Here is a 16,309-nt window from a genome sequence, read left to right as displayed (position 1 = left end):
GCACCGTTCTCAGAACGCCCTTGCGTCATGAGACGGCTACCGGTATAGAATTGACGTAAACGTAAATGGCGTATCAACTGCGCTGTTTTCGATTTGTTTGTCGAAACCACGGCCGGAAGCACGCCCCCGCTTCCAGTCAGGCGACGCATGGTCCGGGACCGCGACGCCACCAGACGGGGAAGCCAGTGACCATGAAGCTTATCTCGGCCGGCGAGACCGCGGCCAACACCAATAATGCAACCGTTGAAGCCGGCGAGGATCTCTCCCGCATCGGCGAGATGGCCAAGAAGTACGGCGTGACGCTGCGCACGCTCCGTTTCTATGAAGACAAGGGCCTGCTCAACCCCCAGCGCGACGGTTCGACCCGTCTCTATACGCGCCGCGACAAGGCGAGGCTGAAGCTGATCCTGCTCGGCCGCAAGGTTGGGTTCTCGTTGCGCGACGTCAAGCAGATGATGGACCTCTACGATCCGACCGGTTCCAACACCAAGCAGTTGCGGCTGGCGCTGGACAAGTCGGAAAAGCAGCTCGCTCGCCTGCAGAAGCAGCGGGCGCTGATCGACGACGCCATCAATGAGCTCGGCGGCTCGATGTCGGCGGTGCGTCAGATGCTGGCCGAGCGTTCGGCGCCGCAAGCGAGCGTCGCGAGCTAAGCCGCCCTCCGATACTGTCGGACCCTTCACCACAAAGCCGCGTGGCCATGCCGCGCGGCTTTTTCGCTGTCTGGCCTGCGTGCTTCGCGCTGGCTTGCGCATTGCCGTGACGCTTGGCCGATTGCGCCCGTGGTGGCGGAAATCTTGCCGCAGCGCAAATATTGACGTTTACGCAAACGTCAATATTTGCTATTGCGGCTTCGACATTGGCCCGCTTGCCGCGCACGGCTTGATTTCGGGGTCAATCCGCATGGTGGAGGAAAAGCATGCCGATCTACAGGGCCCCGGTCCAGGACACGCTGTTCGTGCTCAACGAGGTGCTCGGCTATCAGCGCTATTCGAACCTTCCGGGATTCGCCGACGCAACGCCTGACGTGCTGGAGGCAATTCTCGCCGAAGGGGCCAAGCTCGCCGAGAACGTCATGCATCCGCTCAACCGTGTCGGCGACATGGAGGGTTGCGTGCGCCATGACGACGGCTCGGTGACCACGCCCAGGGGCTTCAAGGAAGCCTTCGACCAGTATCGCGAAGGCGGCTGGATGGGCCTGGCGGCGCCCGTCGAGTTCGGCGGCCAGGGCCTGCCCTATGCCGTGCACACGGCGGTGGCTGAATACATGGTGTCGGCCAACATGTCGCTGATGATGTATCCGGGCCTGACCCAGGGCGCGATCGCCGCCATCATCACCCACGGCACCGACGAGCAGAAGGCGACCTGGCTGCCCAGGATGGTCGAGGGCAGCTGGACCGGCACCATGAACCTGACCGAGCCGCATTGCGGCACCGATCTTGGCCTGCTGCGCACCAAGGCGGTGCCGAACGGCGATGGCACCTACAAGATTTCAGGCCAGAAAATCTTCATCTCGGCCGGCGAGCACGACATGTCGGACAACATCGTCCATCTGGTGCTGGCCCGCATCGAAGGCGCGCCGGAGGGCGTCAAGGGCATTTCGCTGTTCATCGTGCCCAAGCTGAAGCTCGACGCATCGGGCAATCCGGGGACGAGAAACACCGTCTCCTGCGGCTCGATCGAGGAGAAGATGGGCATCCACGGCAACTCGACCTGCGTCATGAATTATGACGAGGCCGAAGGCACGCTGCTGGGCGAGGCCAATGGCGGCCTCAAGGCGATGTTCACGATGATGAACGAGGCCCGCCTCGGCGTCGGCCTGCAGGGCCTGTCGCTGTCGGAGATCGCCTACCAGAATGCCGCCGCCTATGCCAAGGACCGGTTGCAGGGCCGCTCGCTGTCAGGCCCGAAGGCGCCGGACAAGAAGGCCGACCCGATCATCGTTCATCCCGACATCCGCCGCTCGCTGATGACCATGAAGGCTTTCAACGAGGCCGGCCGCGCGCTGGCGCTGTGGACCGCGATCAAGTCCGATATCGCGCACCGCTCCGCCGACGACAAGGATCGCCAGGCGGCCGACGATTACACCGGCCTGATGACGCCGGTGGTCAAGGGCGTGCTGACCGACAAGGGCTTCGACCACGCCGTCATGGCTCAGCAGGTGTTCGGCGGTCACGGCTACATCGAAGAACATGGCATGAGCCAGTTCGTGCGCGATGCCCGCATCGCCATGATCTATGAAGGCGCCAACGGCATTCAAGCGCTCGACCTCGTCGGCCGCAAACTCGGCTTGAACGGCGGCCGCGCCATCCAGGCTTTCTTCAAGGAGGTCGGCGAGTTCTGCGAGGAAAACCGCGCCGACGAGAAGATGGCGCCGTTCACCAAGGGGTTGAAGAAAGGCCTCAACGATTTGCAGGCGGCGACCATGTGGCTGCTGCAGAATGGCATGGCCAAGCCCGATAATGCCGGTGCGGCCTCGACTGACTACATGCATCTCTTCGGCCTCGTCGCGCTGGGCTACATGTGGGCGCAGATGGCCAAGGCGGCACAGGGCAAGACTGATGCCAACGGCTCCCAGTCTTTCTACGATAACAAGGTGGTGACGGCGCGCTTCTTCATGGAGCGGATCATGCCGGAGACCTCGGCGCACCTCGCCCGTATTTCGAGTGGTGCCGATACGCTGATGGCCCTGCCGGCGGAAGCGTTCTAAACTCCGTCTCGCTAGCCTTTCTGTCTGTCGATACGCGGAGGAAATCGTGGCGACAAATCCCGCCGAAGTGCTCTCTTTGCCGAAACCAGCCTGGGCGGCCGACGAGGTCGGCATGCTCTACGACATGGCTAGCCGCTTCATGTCGGAGGAGATCGCACCGCGCTACGACGAGTTCGAGAAGAACGAGATGGTCGACCGCGAAAGCTGGTTGAAGGCTGGTTCCGCCGGCCTGCTCTGCGCGTCCATGCCGGAGGAATATGGCGGCTCCGGCGGCACCTTCGCGCATGAGAGCGCCATCATCGAGGCGATCGGCCATGTCGGCGTCGACGGTTTCGGCATCGGCCTGCACAATTCGATCGTCGCCCCCTACATCCTCCATTACGGCTCGGAAGAGCAGAAGAAGAAATGGTTGCCCAGGCTCGCCACCGGCGAACTGATCGGCGCCATTGCCATGACCGAGCCCGGCGCCGGTTCCGACCTGCAGGGTGTCAAGACCCGTGCCGAGAAAGACGGCAACCAGTACAAGATCAACGGCTCCAAAACCTTCATCACCAACGGCCAGCTGGCGAACTTCATCATCGTCGTCACCAAGACCGATCCGGAGAAGGGCGCCAAGGGCACATCGCTGATGGTCATCGAGACCGACGAGGTCGAGGGGTTCGAACGCGGCCGCAACCTCGACAAGATCGGGCTGAAGGCCAACGACACGTCGGAGCTGTTCTTCAACGACGTGCGTGTACCGACCTCCAATCTGCTCGGCCATGAAGAGGGACAGGGTTTCGTCCAGCTGATGCAGCAATTGCCTCAGGAGCGGCTGCAGATCGGCACCGGGGCGATCGCCATGATCGAGCGGGCGCTGGCGCTGACCATCGACTACGTCAAGGAGCGCAAGGCCTTCGGCAAGGCGATCATCGATTTCCAGAACACACAGTTCAAACTGGCGGAGCTGAAGACCGAGGCCACCATCGGCCGCGTCTTCTACAATGAATGCGTCACCCGCCACATCAATGGCGGCCTCGATCCGGTGACCGCTTCGATGGCCAAGTACTGGCTCTCCGACCTCCAGGGCAAAGTCGTCGACGAATGCCTTCAATTGCATGGCGGCTATGGCTACATGAATGAATATCCGATCGCCCGCATGTTCCGCGACGCTCGCGTCCAGCGCATCTATGGCGGCACCAACGAGATCATGAAATTGCTGATCGGACGCTCGCTCTGAGCAGCTTTTCAGCGAACCCCAGGGAGCATGAAAAATGACCGAAGCTTATGTCTATGACGCCGTGCGCACGCCGCGCGGCAAGGGCAAGAAGGACGGATCGCTGCACGAAGTGCCGGCGGTACGGCTCGCCGCCAGGACGCTCGAGGCCCTGCGCGATCGCAACGGGCTGGACACTGCAAACGTCGACGACATCATCTTCGGCTGCGTCGACCCGGTCGGCGAGGCGGGTTCCGTCATTCCACGCGCCGCCGCCTTCGAGGCCGGCTACGACACCAAGGCACCCGGCATGCAGATCTCGCGCTTCTGCGCCTCCGGCTTGGACGCCATCAATTTCGGCGCCGCCAAGATCGCGCAAGGCGCCGATGAAATCGTCATCGCCGGCGGCGTCGAATCCATGTCGCGCGTCGGCATGGGCATGTCCGGTGGCGCCTGGTTCATGGATCCTTCGGTCGGCCTGCCCGGCTGGTTCGTGCCGCAAGGCATTTCGGCCGACCTGATCGCCACCAAATACGGCTTCTCGCGCGACGACGTCGACGCTTACGCGGTCGAGAGCCAGAAGCGCGCCGCAAGATCCTGGGCTGATGGCCGCTTCAAGAACTCGGTCATCCCGATCAAGGACCAGAATGGTCTCACCATTCTCGATCATGACGAGCATATGCGGCCGTCGACCGACATGCAGTCGCTCGCCTCGCTCAACCCGTCCTTCGTCATGCCTGGCGAAATGGGCGGCTTCGACGCGGTGGCGGTGCAGAAGCATCCGGAGGTCGAGGAGGTCAACCACGTCCACCACGCCGGCAACTCGTCCGGCATCGTCGATGGCGCGGCCGCCGTGCTGCTCGGCTCGAAGAAGGCCGGCAAGGCGATGGGTCTCAAGCCGCGCGCGCGCATCCGCACCTTCGCCAACATCGGCTCCGAGCCGGTGTTGATGCTGACCGGCCCGGTCGACGTCACCGAGAAACTGTTGAAGCGCGCCAAGATGAAGCTGTCGGACATCGACCTGTTCGAGCTCAACGAGGCCTTCGCCTCGGTGGTGCTGCGCTACATGCAGGCTTTCGAAATTCCGCACGACAAGATCAACGTCAATGGCGGCGCTATCGCCATGGGTCACCCGCTCGGCGCCACCGGCGCGATGATCCTCGGCACCGTGTTGGACGAACTCGAGCGGCGCGACCTCAACACCGCGCTGGTGACGCTCTGTATCGGCGCCGGCATGGGCACTGCAACCATCATCGAACGCGTCTGACGGGGAGAGAACGATGAGCTACACCAATTTCACCCTCGACATCGACGCCGATGGCATCGCCTTGGTCACCTGGAACAGCCCGGACCGCTCGATGAACGTCTTCACCGAAGAGGTGATGCGCGAGCTGAACGATATCGTGGACAAGGTGGCCGGCGACGCCGCCATCAAGGGCGCGGTGATCACCTCCGGCAAGGACACCTTCTCCGGCGGTGCCGACATCACGCTGTTGCAGAGGATGCTGACCACCTTCGCCACCGACAAGGTCAAGGATGTCGAAAAGGCGACCAAGGCGCTGTTCGACAATGCCGGCATCATGACCGGCCTGTTCCGCAAGCTGGAAACTTGCGGCAAGCCATGGGTCTCGGCGATCAACGGCACCTGCATGGGCGGCGCCTTCGAAATGTCGCTCGCTTGCCATGGCCGCGTCGCGGCCGATTCCGACAAGGTCAGGATGGCACTCCCCGAGGTGAAGATCGGCATCTTCCCCGGTGCCGGCGGCACCCAGCGTGTGCCGCGGCTGACCGACCAGCAGCAGGCGCTGCAAATGCTGACCTCCGGCCAGACCCTGTCGCCGCAGAAGGCGAAGGCGATGGGCCTGATCCATGAGATCGCCGAACCGGCCAAGCTGGTCGAGATCGGCAAGGCGATGATCAGGAACGGCCTCAAGCCGGTGGCGCCGTGGGACGAGAAAGGTTTCAAGCTGCCCGGCGGCCCGGTCTATTCGGCGGCCGGTGCCAATCTGTGGCCGCCAGCCATCGCCATCCTGCGCCGCGAGACCCATGGCAATTATCCGGCCGCCGCGGCGATCCTGAAATGCGTCTATGAGGGCCTCCTGGTGCCCTTCGACACGGCGCTCAGGATCGAGCAGCGCTATTTCACCGAGATCATGCAGACCAAGGAAGCGGCGGCGATGATCCGCTCGCTGTTCGTGTCGCTGCAGGAATTGAACAAGGGCGCACGCCGCCCGGCCGGCGTGCCGGACACCAAGTTCAAGAAGATCGGCATCCTCGGCGCCGGTTTCATGGGCGCGGGCATCGCCTATGTCACGGCCAAGGCCGGCATTCCGGTGGTGCTGCTCGACCGGGACATGGAGGCGGCCGCAAAGGGCAAGGCGCATTCCGACGGCCTGATCTCGGATCAGGTCAAGAAGGGCCGTGCCAAGCCCGAGGATAAGGACAAGCTCTTGTCTCTGATCACGCCGACGGCAGACTATGCCGACCTCGCCGGCTGCGATCTCGTCGTTGAAGCCGTGTTCGAGGATTCCGCCGTCAAGAAGAACGCCACCGAACAGGCGGAAGCCGTGCTGAAATCGTCGGCGATCTTCGCCTCGAACACCTCGACCATTCCGATCACCGGCCTCGCCAGGAATTCGGCGCGGCCGAAGAATTTCGTCGGCATCCACTTCTTCTCGCCGGTCGACAAGATGATGCTGGTCGAGATCATCCTTGGCAAGAAAACCGGCGACAAGGCCCTGGCCACCGCGATCGACTTCGTGCGGGCCATCAAGAAGACGCCGATCGTCGTCAACGACACGCGCGGCTTCTACGTCAATCGCTGCGTGCTGCGCTACATGTCGGAAGCCTACAAGATGCTGATCGAAGGCGTGCCCGCGCCGATGATCGAGAATGCGGCAAAGGCCGCCGGCATGCCGGTCGGTCCCCTGGCGCTGACCGACGAGACGGCCATCGACCTTGCCCAGAAGATCATGAAGCAGACCATCAGGGATCTCGGCGAAAAGGCCGTCGACCCCAGGCAGATGGCGCTGATCAACACCATGGTCGACGATCACGGCCGCTTCGGCCGCAAGAACGGCAAGGGTTTTTACGACTACCCGGGCAAGCCGGCCAAGAAGAAGCTGTGGCCCGGCCTGAAGGATCTTTATCCGCAGCTCGCGGCCGAGAAGGTCGACTATGAGGAGCTGCAGCAACGCCTGCTGGTCACCATCGCGCTCGAAGCGGCGCGCGTGATGGAAGAGGGCATCGTCACCGATCCACGCGAGGCCGATGTCGGCTCGATCCTGGCCTTCGGCTTCGCGCCCTACACCGGTGGCGCGCTGTCCTATATCGACGGCATCGGCGCCAAACAATTCGTCAAGATCGCCAAGGCGCTGCAGAAGAAGTATGGCGCCGAGTTCAAGGCGCCCAAGCTGCTCCTCGACATGGCCGAGAAAGGTGAGACCTTCTACGAACGCTTCGACCCCTATGCCAAGGGCGATGTGAAGCAGGCAGCCTGACAGAGCGTCATGTTATGTCTGGGCGCGCATGCCGGCCACGGCGCGAAGCCGTGGCCCCTACATGATGGGCGGTGAAGGCCGGCTGGCCTTTCGCTGCCTGCCGACCGACTATGACCGCAAGGCGCGCCGCTTCCTCGACATTGACGCGGTTGTCGCCGCACTTGGCCGTGCGGTGAACCGCGGCCACCGACCGAGGCAGAACGCATTTTCATGACATCGCACCAGGGACTGCGCGGCCTGGCCAAATCGTCCGGCTGACCAACCCGTTGGCAAGCAGGATTCGATCGACTTTCCCAAACCAGGCGCGGATGATATATTAGGCATCGCTAACATGAGCTTCCATCCCGGCCGAGGAAGGCAATAAGGCGATCAAGGACGGCAGCATGGGCAAGATCATCGAGCAAACCCTGTCCGATCTCAAGCCGGAGGCTGCCTATTTTACCGCGGACGGTGGTTGGCGGACGGCCTACCTTTTCCTGGAGGTAAAGGACAGTTCGGACATGCCCTATGTCGCCGAGCGGTTCTTCTTCGCCTTCAATGCCACCGTCGAGCTCATCCCGGTGATGAACGTCGACGAGCTCCAGAAGGGCCTGCCGAGGGCGATGGCGGCATTGGCCGGATAGCCGGCTTCGGCCATGACACTGTGCCGTGGTTGCGGCACACAGCTTTGTTCGTGATCCGCCAGCCCGCTGGTGGACAACTCAGCCGTTGCGCGTTAGACAGGAAGAGGCATTTTTTCCTGTTTCGAAGGAGAGCACGTCATGCTCTCGCACGACCGAGTCTGGGCTGCCATCGATGCTCTTGCCGAGCGCTATTCGCTTTCGGCTTCGGGTCTGGCAAGGCGCGCGGGACTTGATTCAACCGCCTTCAACAAATCCAAACGCTTGTCCTCGGACGGTCGGCCGCGCTGGCCTTCGACCGAATCGCTGGCCAAGATCATCGAGGCGACGGGCGCTTCGCTGGACGAATTCACCGGGCTGATCGAAGGCCGTGGCGCATCGCCCGCCAGCCGGCGCGCGGTGCCGTTGCTCGGCTTCGCCCAGGCCGGCGCCGGCGGCTTCTTCGACGATGCCGGCTTTCCGGCGGGGCAGGGCTGGGATCTCGTCGAATTGCCGGCGCAATCGACCGAAAGTTCCTATGCGCTGCAGGTGCAGGGCGATTCCATGCTGCCGCTCTACCGCAATGGCGACGTCCTCATCGTCGAGCCGGGTGCGGCCACCCGCAAGGGCGACCGCGTCGTCGTCAAGACCACATCGGGCGAGGTGATGGCTAAGGTGCTCGAGCGCCAGACAGTCAAGTCGATCGCGCTGGTCTCGCTCAATCCAGAGCATCCGGACCGCGACATCCCCATGCTCGAGGTCGAGTGGGTGGCGCGGATCGTCTGGGCAAGCCAATAGGTGCAACGGGTGCGACTTCCTCATCTTGTCCTGGCGGTTCTGATGATCCCGGCGATGGCGGCGCTGGTCGTTGCCGGCGGACGCACGCTGAAAGGCAGCGAAAGCACTGTTGCGGTGGATCAGATCGATCGCGGCGCCGACACTACCGCTGAGGCAGATAGGGATGCGACGCCCGAGGAACCGTCCACCTCAGCGATTCGTGCACCGGCGCAGCCACCAAATCCGGCGGTGCATTCGCGGGCGATCGACCCGGACGTGGTCGCGCCGCCGGAACTGCCCACCGGCGAACTCGAGCGGGTCGAGCCGCGTGCGCCGTTGAGCAAGCTGGCGCTCGCCGTGCCGCCCAAGCCTAAAATGCCCGACGACTGGAACGGCACGAAGCTGTTCCAGCCGGTCGCTCCGGCCGCCGGCCTGATCGAGGCGAAGGGGTATTCGGTCGCGATTTCCGGCATCGATGTCGTCAGGCAGGACGAGACCTGCACCACCGACGGGAAATCCTGGCCGTGCGGCATCCGCGCGCGCACGGCATTCCGCGCCTTTCTGCGCGGCCGCGCCGTGGTTTGCACGGTGCCGCCGGAAGGTGGACGCGACCGGATTGCGGCGGAATGCCGGATCGGCAAGCAGGATGTCGGTCAATGGCTGGTCGAAAACGGCTGGGCGCGTGCCGCCAAGGGCGGACCCTATGTCGAGGCCGGTGACAAGGCACAAGGCGCGAAGAAAGGCATTTTCGGGTCGGCGCCGAACCTTGCCGGCATCTCGGCGATGCCGGCCGCACCCACCCCAGCGCCTCAGGCGCCGGGCTCGATCCTGGAGGAGGACTCGATCCTGCAAGAGGAGGGCGGCGTCCTCAAGCCAGCTGACCAGCCAGCGCCTTCTGAATGAGCGAGCGGGTCTCGGCGACGCCGTAGAGGGCGGCGAATGATCCAAAGCGTGGACCACGCTCCTGGCCGATCAGCACCTGGTAGATCATCTGGAAGAAGGCGCCTGAGACACCCGGGCCACCTTCAGGACTTTGCTTGGAATGATCCTGATAGCGTTCGATCTTGCGCGCCACGTTGAGCGAAGCGTTCTGGATCGCTTCGCCGCTGGCGCCCGCCGGCAAGTCGCCAAGTGCCTTTTCGAGAGCCACCAGCGCTTCCCGCTCGACCTCGTCGGCCGGGCGAAAGGTTTTCGTCGGCTTCACGAAATCGTCGAAGTAGCGGATCGCGTAGCCCGTCAGCCGGTCGAGCTCGGGATGGGTCGCCGGAGTCACACCCGCGACGTGACGCGAGATGAAACCCCACAGAACGTCCTTGTTCTGCGCATTGGAGGCGCTGACAAGGTTGAGCAGCAACGAGAACGGCACTGGCATGTCGATGGCGGGCGGATTGCCGTCATGCATATGCCAGACCGGGTTGCCCAGCCGCTCCTTCCACTCTTGGCGGGGATAGGCGGCGAGGAAGGTGTAATATTCGTCCACGGCCCGCGGGATGACGTCGAAATAGAGTTTCTTGGCCTGCCGCGGCCGCTGGTACATGTAGAGCCCCAGGCTCTCGGTCGGCGCATAGGTCAGCCATTCGTCGATGGTCAGGCCGTTGCCTTTCGACTTCGAGATCTTCTGGCCATTCTCATCGAGGAACAGTTCGTAGACGAAATGCTCCGGCGCCCGCCCGCCCAGTATGTTGCAGATGCGGTCATAGACCACTGCATTGGTCTGATGGTCCTTGCCGAACATCTCGAAATCGACGCCGAGTGCCGCCCAGCGCATGCCGAAATCCGGCTTCCACTGCAGCTTCACGCGGCCGCCGGTGACCGGCAGCGTGGTTTCGGTGCCATCATCGTCGAAGGTGATGGTGCCGGCCTTGGCGTCGACATGCTTCATGGGAACGTAAAGCACGCGCCCACTCTTTGGCGAGATCGGCAGGAAGGGGCTGTAGGTCGCCTGCCGCTCGGGTCCGAGCGTCGGCAGCATGACCGCCATGATCTGGTCGTAGCGTTCGGCGGCGCGCAACAGCATCGCGTCGAAACGGCCTGACTTGTAGTATTGCGTCGCGCTGGCGAATTCGTAATCGAAGCCGAACGTGTCGAGGAAGCGGCAGAGCATCGCATTGTTATGGTCGGCGAAGCTCGCATAGTCGCCGCCGAAGGGGTTGGGCACCGATGACAGCGGCTTGTGCAGATATGGCTCGAGCGCAGCGCGGTCCGGCACGCTGTCGGGTATCTTGCGCATGCCGTCCATGTCGTCGGAAAAGCACAGCAGCTTGGTCGCGACCTTGTCCTGCGTCAGCACGCGAAACGCATGGCGCACCATCGAGGTGCGCGCCACTTCGCCGAACGTGCCGATATGCGGCAGGCCCGACGGTCCATAGCCGGTCTCGAACAGGATCGTTTCGGGGAAATCGGCGCCCTTGTAGCGTTCGATAATCTTTTTGGCTTCCTCGAACGGCCATGCCTTGCTCTCGGCCGCGGCCGTCAGCAGTTCGGGATTGAGATCGATGATGTTTGATCCCGCCATGTCACAGTTTTCCAGATTGTATCCCGGCAATAGCCGCAAGTGCATTTTCAACCGGTCTCTAGGCGTGCGTGGCCGGAGCGTCAACGCGTCGGGCGCTTTTTCCTTGCGGCCTCAGGCTCCCCTTCCTACCTTCGGAGCCCGTTCAAGGAGCAAAGAATGCTGTCGCCCACCCCGCACGAAGCCCTGATCTATCTGATGGTCATCACTTCGGCCTCCGACCGGGACATGACCGATGTCGAACTGGCCAGGATCGGTGAGGTTGTTCGCTCGTGGCCGGTGTTCGAGGATTTCAAGCAGGACCGTCTCGTTGCCGTGGCCCAGGCCTGCCAGAAGATGCTGCATGAGAAGGGTGGGCTCGAAGGTGTCCTGACCCAGGTCTCGGAGGCGCTGCCGGAGCGGTTGCGCGACACCGCCTATGCCGCGGCCTTCGAAGTGGCCGCCGTCGATCTGGAGATGCGGCTGGAGGAAGTGCGGGTGCTGCAGTTGATCCGTCGCCAGCTCGATCTCGACACGCTGACCGTGGCGGCCATCGGCCGTGCGGCCAAGGCAAGGCTGCGAACTCTGACCTGACGAGGTTACGGCCGGATCAGAAAAGCTGACCGGACCGGATCAGAAGAAACTGACCGGGAAATAGCGCAGGTAGAATTCGGCAAAGGTGCCTTTCATCGAAATCTCTTGCAAAGCGTAGTCGAGGGCCGCGGCCAGCGCCGGATTGTCCGCTCGCGTGGCGATGGCCATGCCGGTGCCCAGATATTCGGGCGCCAGGTAGGGGCCGCCGGCAAAGCGGCAGCAGCCGGCGGCATCGGAGCCGCCGAGCCAGAAGGCGAAGCGCATGCCATCGCCGAAAGCCGCGTCGATCTTGCCGGCCTTGAGGTCGCCATAGAGGGCTTCCGGCTTGTCGAAGGGGACGACCTGGACCGTGCCGAAATAATCGCGCAGCATGCGTTCATGGGCCGAGCCCGATATCACGCCGACTCGCTTGCCGTGCAATTTGTCGAAGAGCGGTTCCGCCAGTGCCTTGTTCTTCGCAGTGATGAAGCGCGCCGGGAACTGCAGGTAGGCGCGCGAGAAGGCGTATGTCTGGCGCGACTGTGACGTCGGGGCAATGCCGGCGATAACAGCTTCACCTTCGCCCCTCTCAAGCGCGCCTTGAAGCTCCGCCCAAGGCAAGGCCTGGATCTGGCATTTGTCGACGATGCCGAGTTCCGCGCAGATGGCGCGCGCCAGGTCGATGTGGAAACCGGACAGCTTCCCCGCGCCGTCGAGGAAATTGAAGGGCGGAAAATCCGTGGTCGTCAGGAACCGCAGCCGCGGCAGCGCCGCAAGGTCGGGCTTCGGAAGCCGCTCCTTGGCATCCCACAACACCGGCACCTGCGGCTCGCCCGCGCCCGCGCCGGAAACCCATGACAATGCGGCGATGAGCGCCGCTGCCAGGACATGGGACCTCCATTGGAACGCCACGATAAAACTCCCCCGCACCCGTGCTCGTGCCGGTTTTGGTACGAAAACGATACAGGCACAATGCTTTTTGATTTCAACGCTTCGATTTCAGGATATGGTTCGGTCGGTTTGCAAACAGCGGTGGCTGCCCTGGTGGGAATACCAGGGTCGAGAACCACAACCGGAAGCGGGCGCTTTGCAATCCGTGGTCGGTGGCGAAGTGCCGGGAAGGCGCGGACCATGGACTTAATGCATGAGGCAACATGGGGTTGATGTTGCGATGAGTCAGTTCGATCGAACGCTGGAATACATAGATCAACTGCAGCACGCCGCAACGGCGGCCGCGGTCTGCGAGAAACTGTTGGGCGTAACGTCGGAGTTCGGCCTGACCGCGCTGATGGCCGGAACCGTTCCGCAGCCGGGCACACCGACGGGCCAGCAGAAGCAGCATGTGCTGCTCTGCGACTGGCCGGTCGAATGGCTGGAGCGCTACGTGACGCGCAACTATGTCGATCACGATCCCGTCGTCAGTCACATGAAACAGCTGCAAGCGCCGTTCCAGTGGCGGGAAGCCGCCCAGGGCATCCGCATCGACAAGAGCAGCGGCGAAGTGATGGGCGACGCCGGCGCCTTCAAGTTGCGCGACGGGCTGGCCTTTCCGTTGATCACGCTCGACGGCGAAATCGTCATGGTGTCGCTGGGGGGCGAGGCCGTGGAACTGTCGGCGGCCGAGTTCGGCCTGGTCTCCCTGGTCTCGACCTATGCCGTCGGCCGCGCCATGCAACTCCACACCATGGCGACCACGACGATCGATCACATCGAGCTGACGCCGCGCGAACGCGAATGCCTGCAATGGGCTGCCGTCGGCAAGTCCGAATGGGAGATTTCCCAAATCCTCGGCATCTCCGAGCACACCTCGGAGAAACATCTTCTTAACGCCAAAAGCAAACTCGGTGCCGTCAACCGGGTCCAGGCAGTCGCCGAGGCGATAAGGCGCGGCTACATTAGCTAGGTCGGCCGTGCAGGCCTAGAACTTCTTGCCTACGTGATCACGCAATTTTCGCATCGAAGCACGGCCGTATCTTCCCCTGAACCACAGGAGACTACGGAATGCTTTTTTGTCTTACGACCAAGGAATTGATGGAACGTCCCGACCTTTGGGAGGCCGTCCATCGGCTGCGCTACCGGATATTCGTCGAGGAGATGGGATGGGAGGACCTTCGGCGCCCCGACGGATTTGAGGTCGACCAGTTCGATCATGACGAGGCGGTGCATCAGATCGTCATCAGGGGCAATGAAGTCGCGGGCTATCAGAGGATGTTGCCGACCACACGGCCGCATTTGCTGACCGAGGTGTTGACCGATCTCTCCGAAGGAACGCCGCCGGCGGGTCCCAACATCTGGGAGTTGACCCGCTACGCGGTGGCTCCGGGTTTTCGCGATGGCCGGCGCGGCGTCTCGACCGTCGGCACGGAATTGATAGCCGGCTTCGTCGAGTGGGGTCTGAAGCGCGGCGTCGACAAGGTGATCATCGAGTTCGAGCCGATGTGGGTGCTGCGCGCGCTCCAGTTGCACTTCCTGGCGACGCCGCTGGGCTATCAGCGCACCTATGGCAACCAGCAGGTCGTGGCGACGCTGCTCACCTTCAACGAGCACACGCTGGACGTGGTGCGTTCGCGCCGCAATCATCATGCACCCGTCCTGGCCAGGGGATATCCCGACATGTTCGGTCAAAGGAGGGCGTCATGAACGCGCACCCGCAACCCGAACTGCGCAACCACACACTGATCGTCACCGTGTCGTCGAACGACGGCCGGCCGGTGCTCGACCGGAGGGCCTATGAGAGCCTTGCCAGGACGTTCCATGAAGCCGCCGAGAATGACGAGGTGCGGGTTGTCGTGCTGCGCGGCCTGGCCGGCTGCTTCTGCCTTGGTGGTGACTTTTCCGAATTCCTGGATGCCGCCAAGCACCAGAAGCTGATCGCCGCCGTCACCGACATGTTCCGCATGCTGGCGACGTTTCCAAAGCCGATCCTGGCCTGTGTCGACGGCGATGCCGTCGGCGTCGGCTGCACCATCCTGTTCCATTGCGACATGGTGATCGCATCTGAAAAAAGCACGTTCCGGGTGCCGTTCGTCGATTTCGGCCTGGTGCCGGACGCGGCAACCAGCATCCTGGCGCCGCAGAAACTCGGCTATGCCGGTGCTTTCCGCTTCTTCTGTCTCGGCGACACGCTTGGTGCCGAAGACGCCAGGGCGCTCGGCCTCGTCGCCGAGATCGTCGCGGAAGGCAGCGTCGAGGAAGCGGCGCTTGGCCGAGCCAGGCAGCTCGCCAAAAAGCCGGTTGCCGCTTTGCTGCAGACACGCGGCCTGCTCAAGGGGAACACCGCCCCGCTTTGCGAGCGCATCGATGAGGAGATATCGCTGTTCCAGCAGGCGCTGCAGGACGACGCCACGTTGCGACGGTTGCAGCGGATCGCGCGTCTGGCGGCCTGAGTCGAAAAGGCCGAGAGAAAGGACCTGCATCAACCGCGCCGCGCTGCCTTTCTGGCCGCGCGGCGCCAAAAGTGTCAATCCTGCTTGCCCAGGAATGACGGCCCTTCGCCGATGATTTTCTTATCTTCCTTGCCGATAGCGTCGAGATCGCGACCCTCGTAGGGCAGCGACAGCAGGATGCGGCGCATCACCGCCAGCCGCGCGCGGCGCTTGTCGTTGGCCCGCACGATGATCCATGGCGCGAACTCCTTGTGGGTGCGCTCGAACATGGTGTCGCGCGCCTTGGTGTAATCGTCCCACTTGGTGATGCCCGCAATGTCGATCGGCGAGAACTTCCAGCTCTTCAGGGGGCTGTAGCGGCGATCGTGAAAGCGCTCGAGCTGCGTCTCCCGGCCGATGTTCAGCCAGAATTTGAAGAAATAGATGCCGTCATTGACGATCATGCGCTCGAAATGCGGCGTCTCGTCGAGAAACTTCTCGTGCTGTTCGGGGGTGCAAAAACCCATTACCGGCTCGACGCCGGCACGATTGTACCAGGAGCGGTCGAAGGTGACGAATTCGCCCGCTGTTGGGAAATGGTCGGCGTAGCGCTGGTAGTACCATTGCCCCAGTTCCGTCGGGGTTGGCTTGGTCAGCGCGACGTTGCGCGCCGTGCGTGGGTTAAGATACTGGCGCAGCACGAATATCGTGCCGCCCTTGCCGGCCGCGTCACGACCCTCGAACAGCGCCATCATCCGCTTGCCAGTCGCCTGCAGCCATGCCTGCGCCTTGACGAGCTCTATCTGCAATTTCTCGAGCGTCTCGTCATACTCCTCGCTCTTCATCTTCTTGTCGTAAGGATATCCGCCCGCGGTCAGCTTGTTCTCCTCGACCCAGTCCGGAAGCTCGGGATTCTCGATATCGAACTCCCGTTCCTTGCCGCCGATCCTGATTTTCAGCGGGCCTGAGGTTGGTGTGACCGAATTGTCGTTGGCTTTTTTCATGCAGACGAACCCTTTTAAGTGTCTGGACTCATGCTATTGGGAGCCACTACAGCGCCGCGCCTCCGTTTGGACGCGCAAAGGAGGCTGTAGCACTT

The 16,309-nt window shown here is 62.9% G+C and carries 16 protein-coding genes; 13 read left to right on the top strand and 3 right to left on the bottom strand.

What is annotated here, in order from left to right:
• The first annotated feature begins 191 nt into the window (after window positions 1-191).
• The 9 genes from LB516_RS01460 to LB516_RS01420 all read left to right on the top strand — a co-directional run bounded on the left by LB516_RS01460 (window position 192) and on the right by LB516_RS01420 (window position 9,684).
• Window positions 192-653: a MerR family transcriptional regulator gene (locus tag LB516_RS01460; RefSeq protein ID WP_015319311.1), complete on the top strand. Its 462-nt coding sequence runs from the start codon at window positions 192-194 to the stop codon at window positions 651-653.
• 266 nt (window positions 654-919) lie between these two features.
• Entirely contained in the window at window positions 920-2,710 is a 1,791-nt protein-coding gene (locus LB516_RS01455; protein WP_224643234.1) for an acyl-CoA dehydrogenase, read from the top strand.
• A 46-nt stretch (window positions 2,711-2,756) separates the two neighbouring features.
• Window positions 2,757-3,929 (top strand): acyl-CoA dehydrogenase family protein, encoded by a 1,173-nt coding sequence (locus tag LB516_RS01450; protein WP_224718781.1) that lies wholly within the window; start codon window positions 2,757-2,759, stop codon window positions 3,927-3,929.
• Window positions 3,930-3,963: 34 nt separating this feature from the next.
• Window positions 3,964-5,172 (top strand): acetyl-CoA C-acetyltransferase, encoded by a 1,209-nt coding sequence (locus LB516_RS01445; protein ID WP_015319308.1) that lies wholly within the window; start codon window positions 3,964-3,966, stop codon window positions 5,170-5,172.
• Between the two features lie 13 nt (window positions 5,173-5,185).
• Window positions 5,186-7,405: a 3-hydroxyacyl-CoA dehydrogenase NAD-binding domain-containing protein gene (locus LB516_RS01440; RefSeq protein ID WP_224718780.1), complete on the top strand. Its 2,220-nt coding sequence runs from the start codon at window positions 5,186-5,188 to the stop codon at window positions 7,403-7,405.
• 28 nt (window positions 7,406-7,433) lie between these two features.
• On the top strand, window positions 7,434-7,619 hold the full coding sequence (locus LB516_RS01435) for a hypothetical protein (RefSeq protein ID WP_318011802.1): 186 nt from the start codon (window positions 7,434-7,436) through the stop codon (window positions 7,617-7,619).
• Between the two features lie 169 nt (window positions 7,620-7,788).
• Window positions 7,789-8,028, top strand: a complete 240-nt coding sequence (locus LB516_RS01430) for a hypothetical protein (RefSeq protein ID WP_224718779.1) — start codon at window positions 7,789-7,791, stop codon at window positions 8,026-8,028.
• Window positions 8,029-8,166: 138 nt separating this feature from the next.
• Window positions 8,167-8,802 carry a helix-turn-helix transcriptional regulator gene (locus LB516_RS01425; RefSeq protein ID WP_015319305.1) on the top strand — a complete coding sequence of 212 codons (636 nt, stop codon included), beginning with the start codon at window positions 8,167-8,169 and terminating at the stop codon, window positions 8,800-8,802.
• Window positions 8,803-8,811: 9 nt separating this feature from the next.
• On the top strand, window positions 8,812-9,684 hold the full coding sequence (locus LB516_RS01420; protein ID WP_411969373.1) for a thermonuclease family protein: 873 nt from the start codon (window positions 8,812-8,814) through the stop codon (window positions 9,682-9,684).
• Here LB516_RS01420 and LB516_RS01415 read toward each other — a convergent pair.
• Entirely contained in the window at window positions 9,650-11,296 is a 1,647-nt protein-coding gene (locus LB516_RS01415) for a lysine--tRNA ligase (protein ID WP_140722863.1), read from the bottom strand. The two genes, LB516_RS01420 and LB516_RS01415, sit on opposite strands and share 35 nt — an antisense overlap.
• 156 nt (window positions 11,297-11,452) lie before the next feature.
• Here LB516_RS01415 and LB516_RS01410 point away from each other — a divergent pair, with 156 nt between their 5' ends.
• Window positions 11,453-11,866, top strand: coding sequence for a tellurite resistance TerB family protein (locus LB516_RS01410; protein WP_015319302.1), 414 nt, complete (start codon window positions 11,453-11,455; stop codon window positions 11,864-11,866).
• 39 nt (window positions 11,867-11,905) lie between these two features.
• Here the strand turns inward: LB516_RS01410 and LB516_RS01405 are convergent, their stop codons facing one another.
• On the bottom strand, window positions 11,906-12,757 hold the full coding sequence (locus tag LB516_RS01405) for a transporter substrate-binding domain-containing protein (protein WP_224718778.1): 852 nt from the start codon (window positions 12,755-12,757) through the stop codon (window positions 11,906-11,908).
• Between the two features lie 259 nt (window positions 12,758-13,016).
• Here LB516_RS01405 and LB516_RS01400 point away from each other — a divergent pair, with 259 nt between their 5' ends.
• From LB516_RS01400 to LB516_RS01390, 3 genes are all read left to right on the top strand, one after another.
• Window positions 13,017-13,748 (top strand): helix-turn-helix transcriptional regulator, encoded by a 732-nt coding sequence (locus tag LB516_RS01400; RefSeq protein ID WP_041163567.1) that lies wholly within the window; start codon window positions 13,017-13,019, stop codon window positions 13,746-13,748.
• Window positions 13,749-13,846: 98 nt separating this feature from the next.
• Window positions 13,847-14,485 (top strand): acyl-homoserine-lactone synthase, encoded by a 639-nt coding sequence (locus tag LB516_RS01395; protein WP_015319299.1) that lies wholly within the window; start codon window positions 13,847-13,849, stop codon window positions 14,483-14,485.
• The gene (locus LB516_RS01390; RefSeq protein ID WP_224718777.1) at window positions 14,482-15,231 is read left to right on the top strand and encodes an enoyl-CoA hydratase-related protein; all 750 of its coding nucleotides are present in this window, start codon (window positions 14,482-14,484) and stop codon (window positions 15,229-15,231) included. The genes LB516_RS01395 and LB516_RS01390 overlap by 4 nt, the downstream gene beginning before the upstream one ends.
• A gap of 74 nt (window positions 15,232-15,305) precedes the next feature.
• Here the strand turns inward: LB516_RS01390 and ppk2 are convergent, their stop codons facing one another.
• Complete coding sequence (ppk2, locus tag LB516_RS01385; protein ID WP_015319297.1) at window positions 15,306-16,214, bottom strand: polyphosphate kinase 2; 909 nt, start codon at window positions 16,212-16,214, stop codon at window positions 15,306-15,308.
• Window positions 16,215-16,309 lie beyond the last annotated feature (95 nt).

Origin of the sequence: Mesorhizobium sp. CO1-1-7, assembly GCF_020164885.1 — a bacterium.
Taxonomy (GTDB): domain Bacteria; phylum Pseudomonadota; class Alphaproteobacteria; order Rhizobiales; family Rhizobiaceae; genus Mesorhizobium; species Mesorhizobium australicum.
Note: the sequence above shows the minus strand (reverse complement) of the source record. Positions and strands in the feature narration are given on the sequence as shown.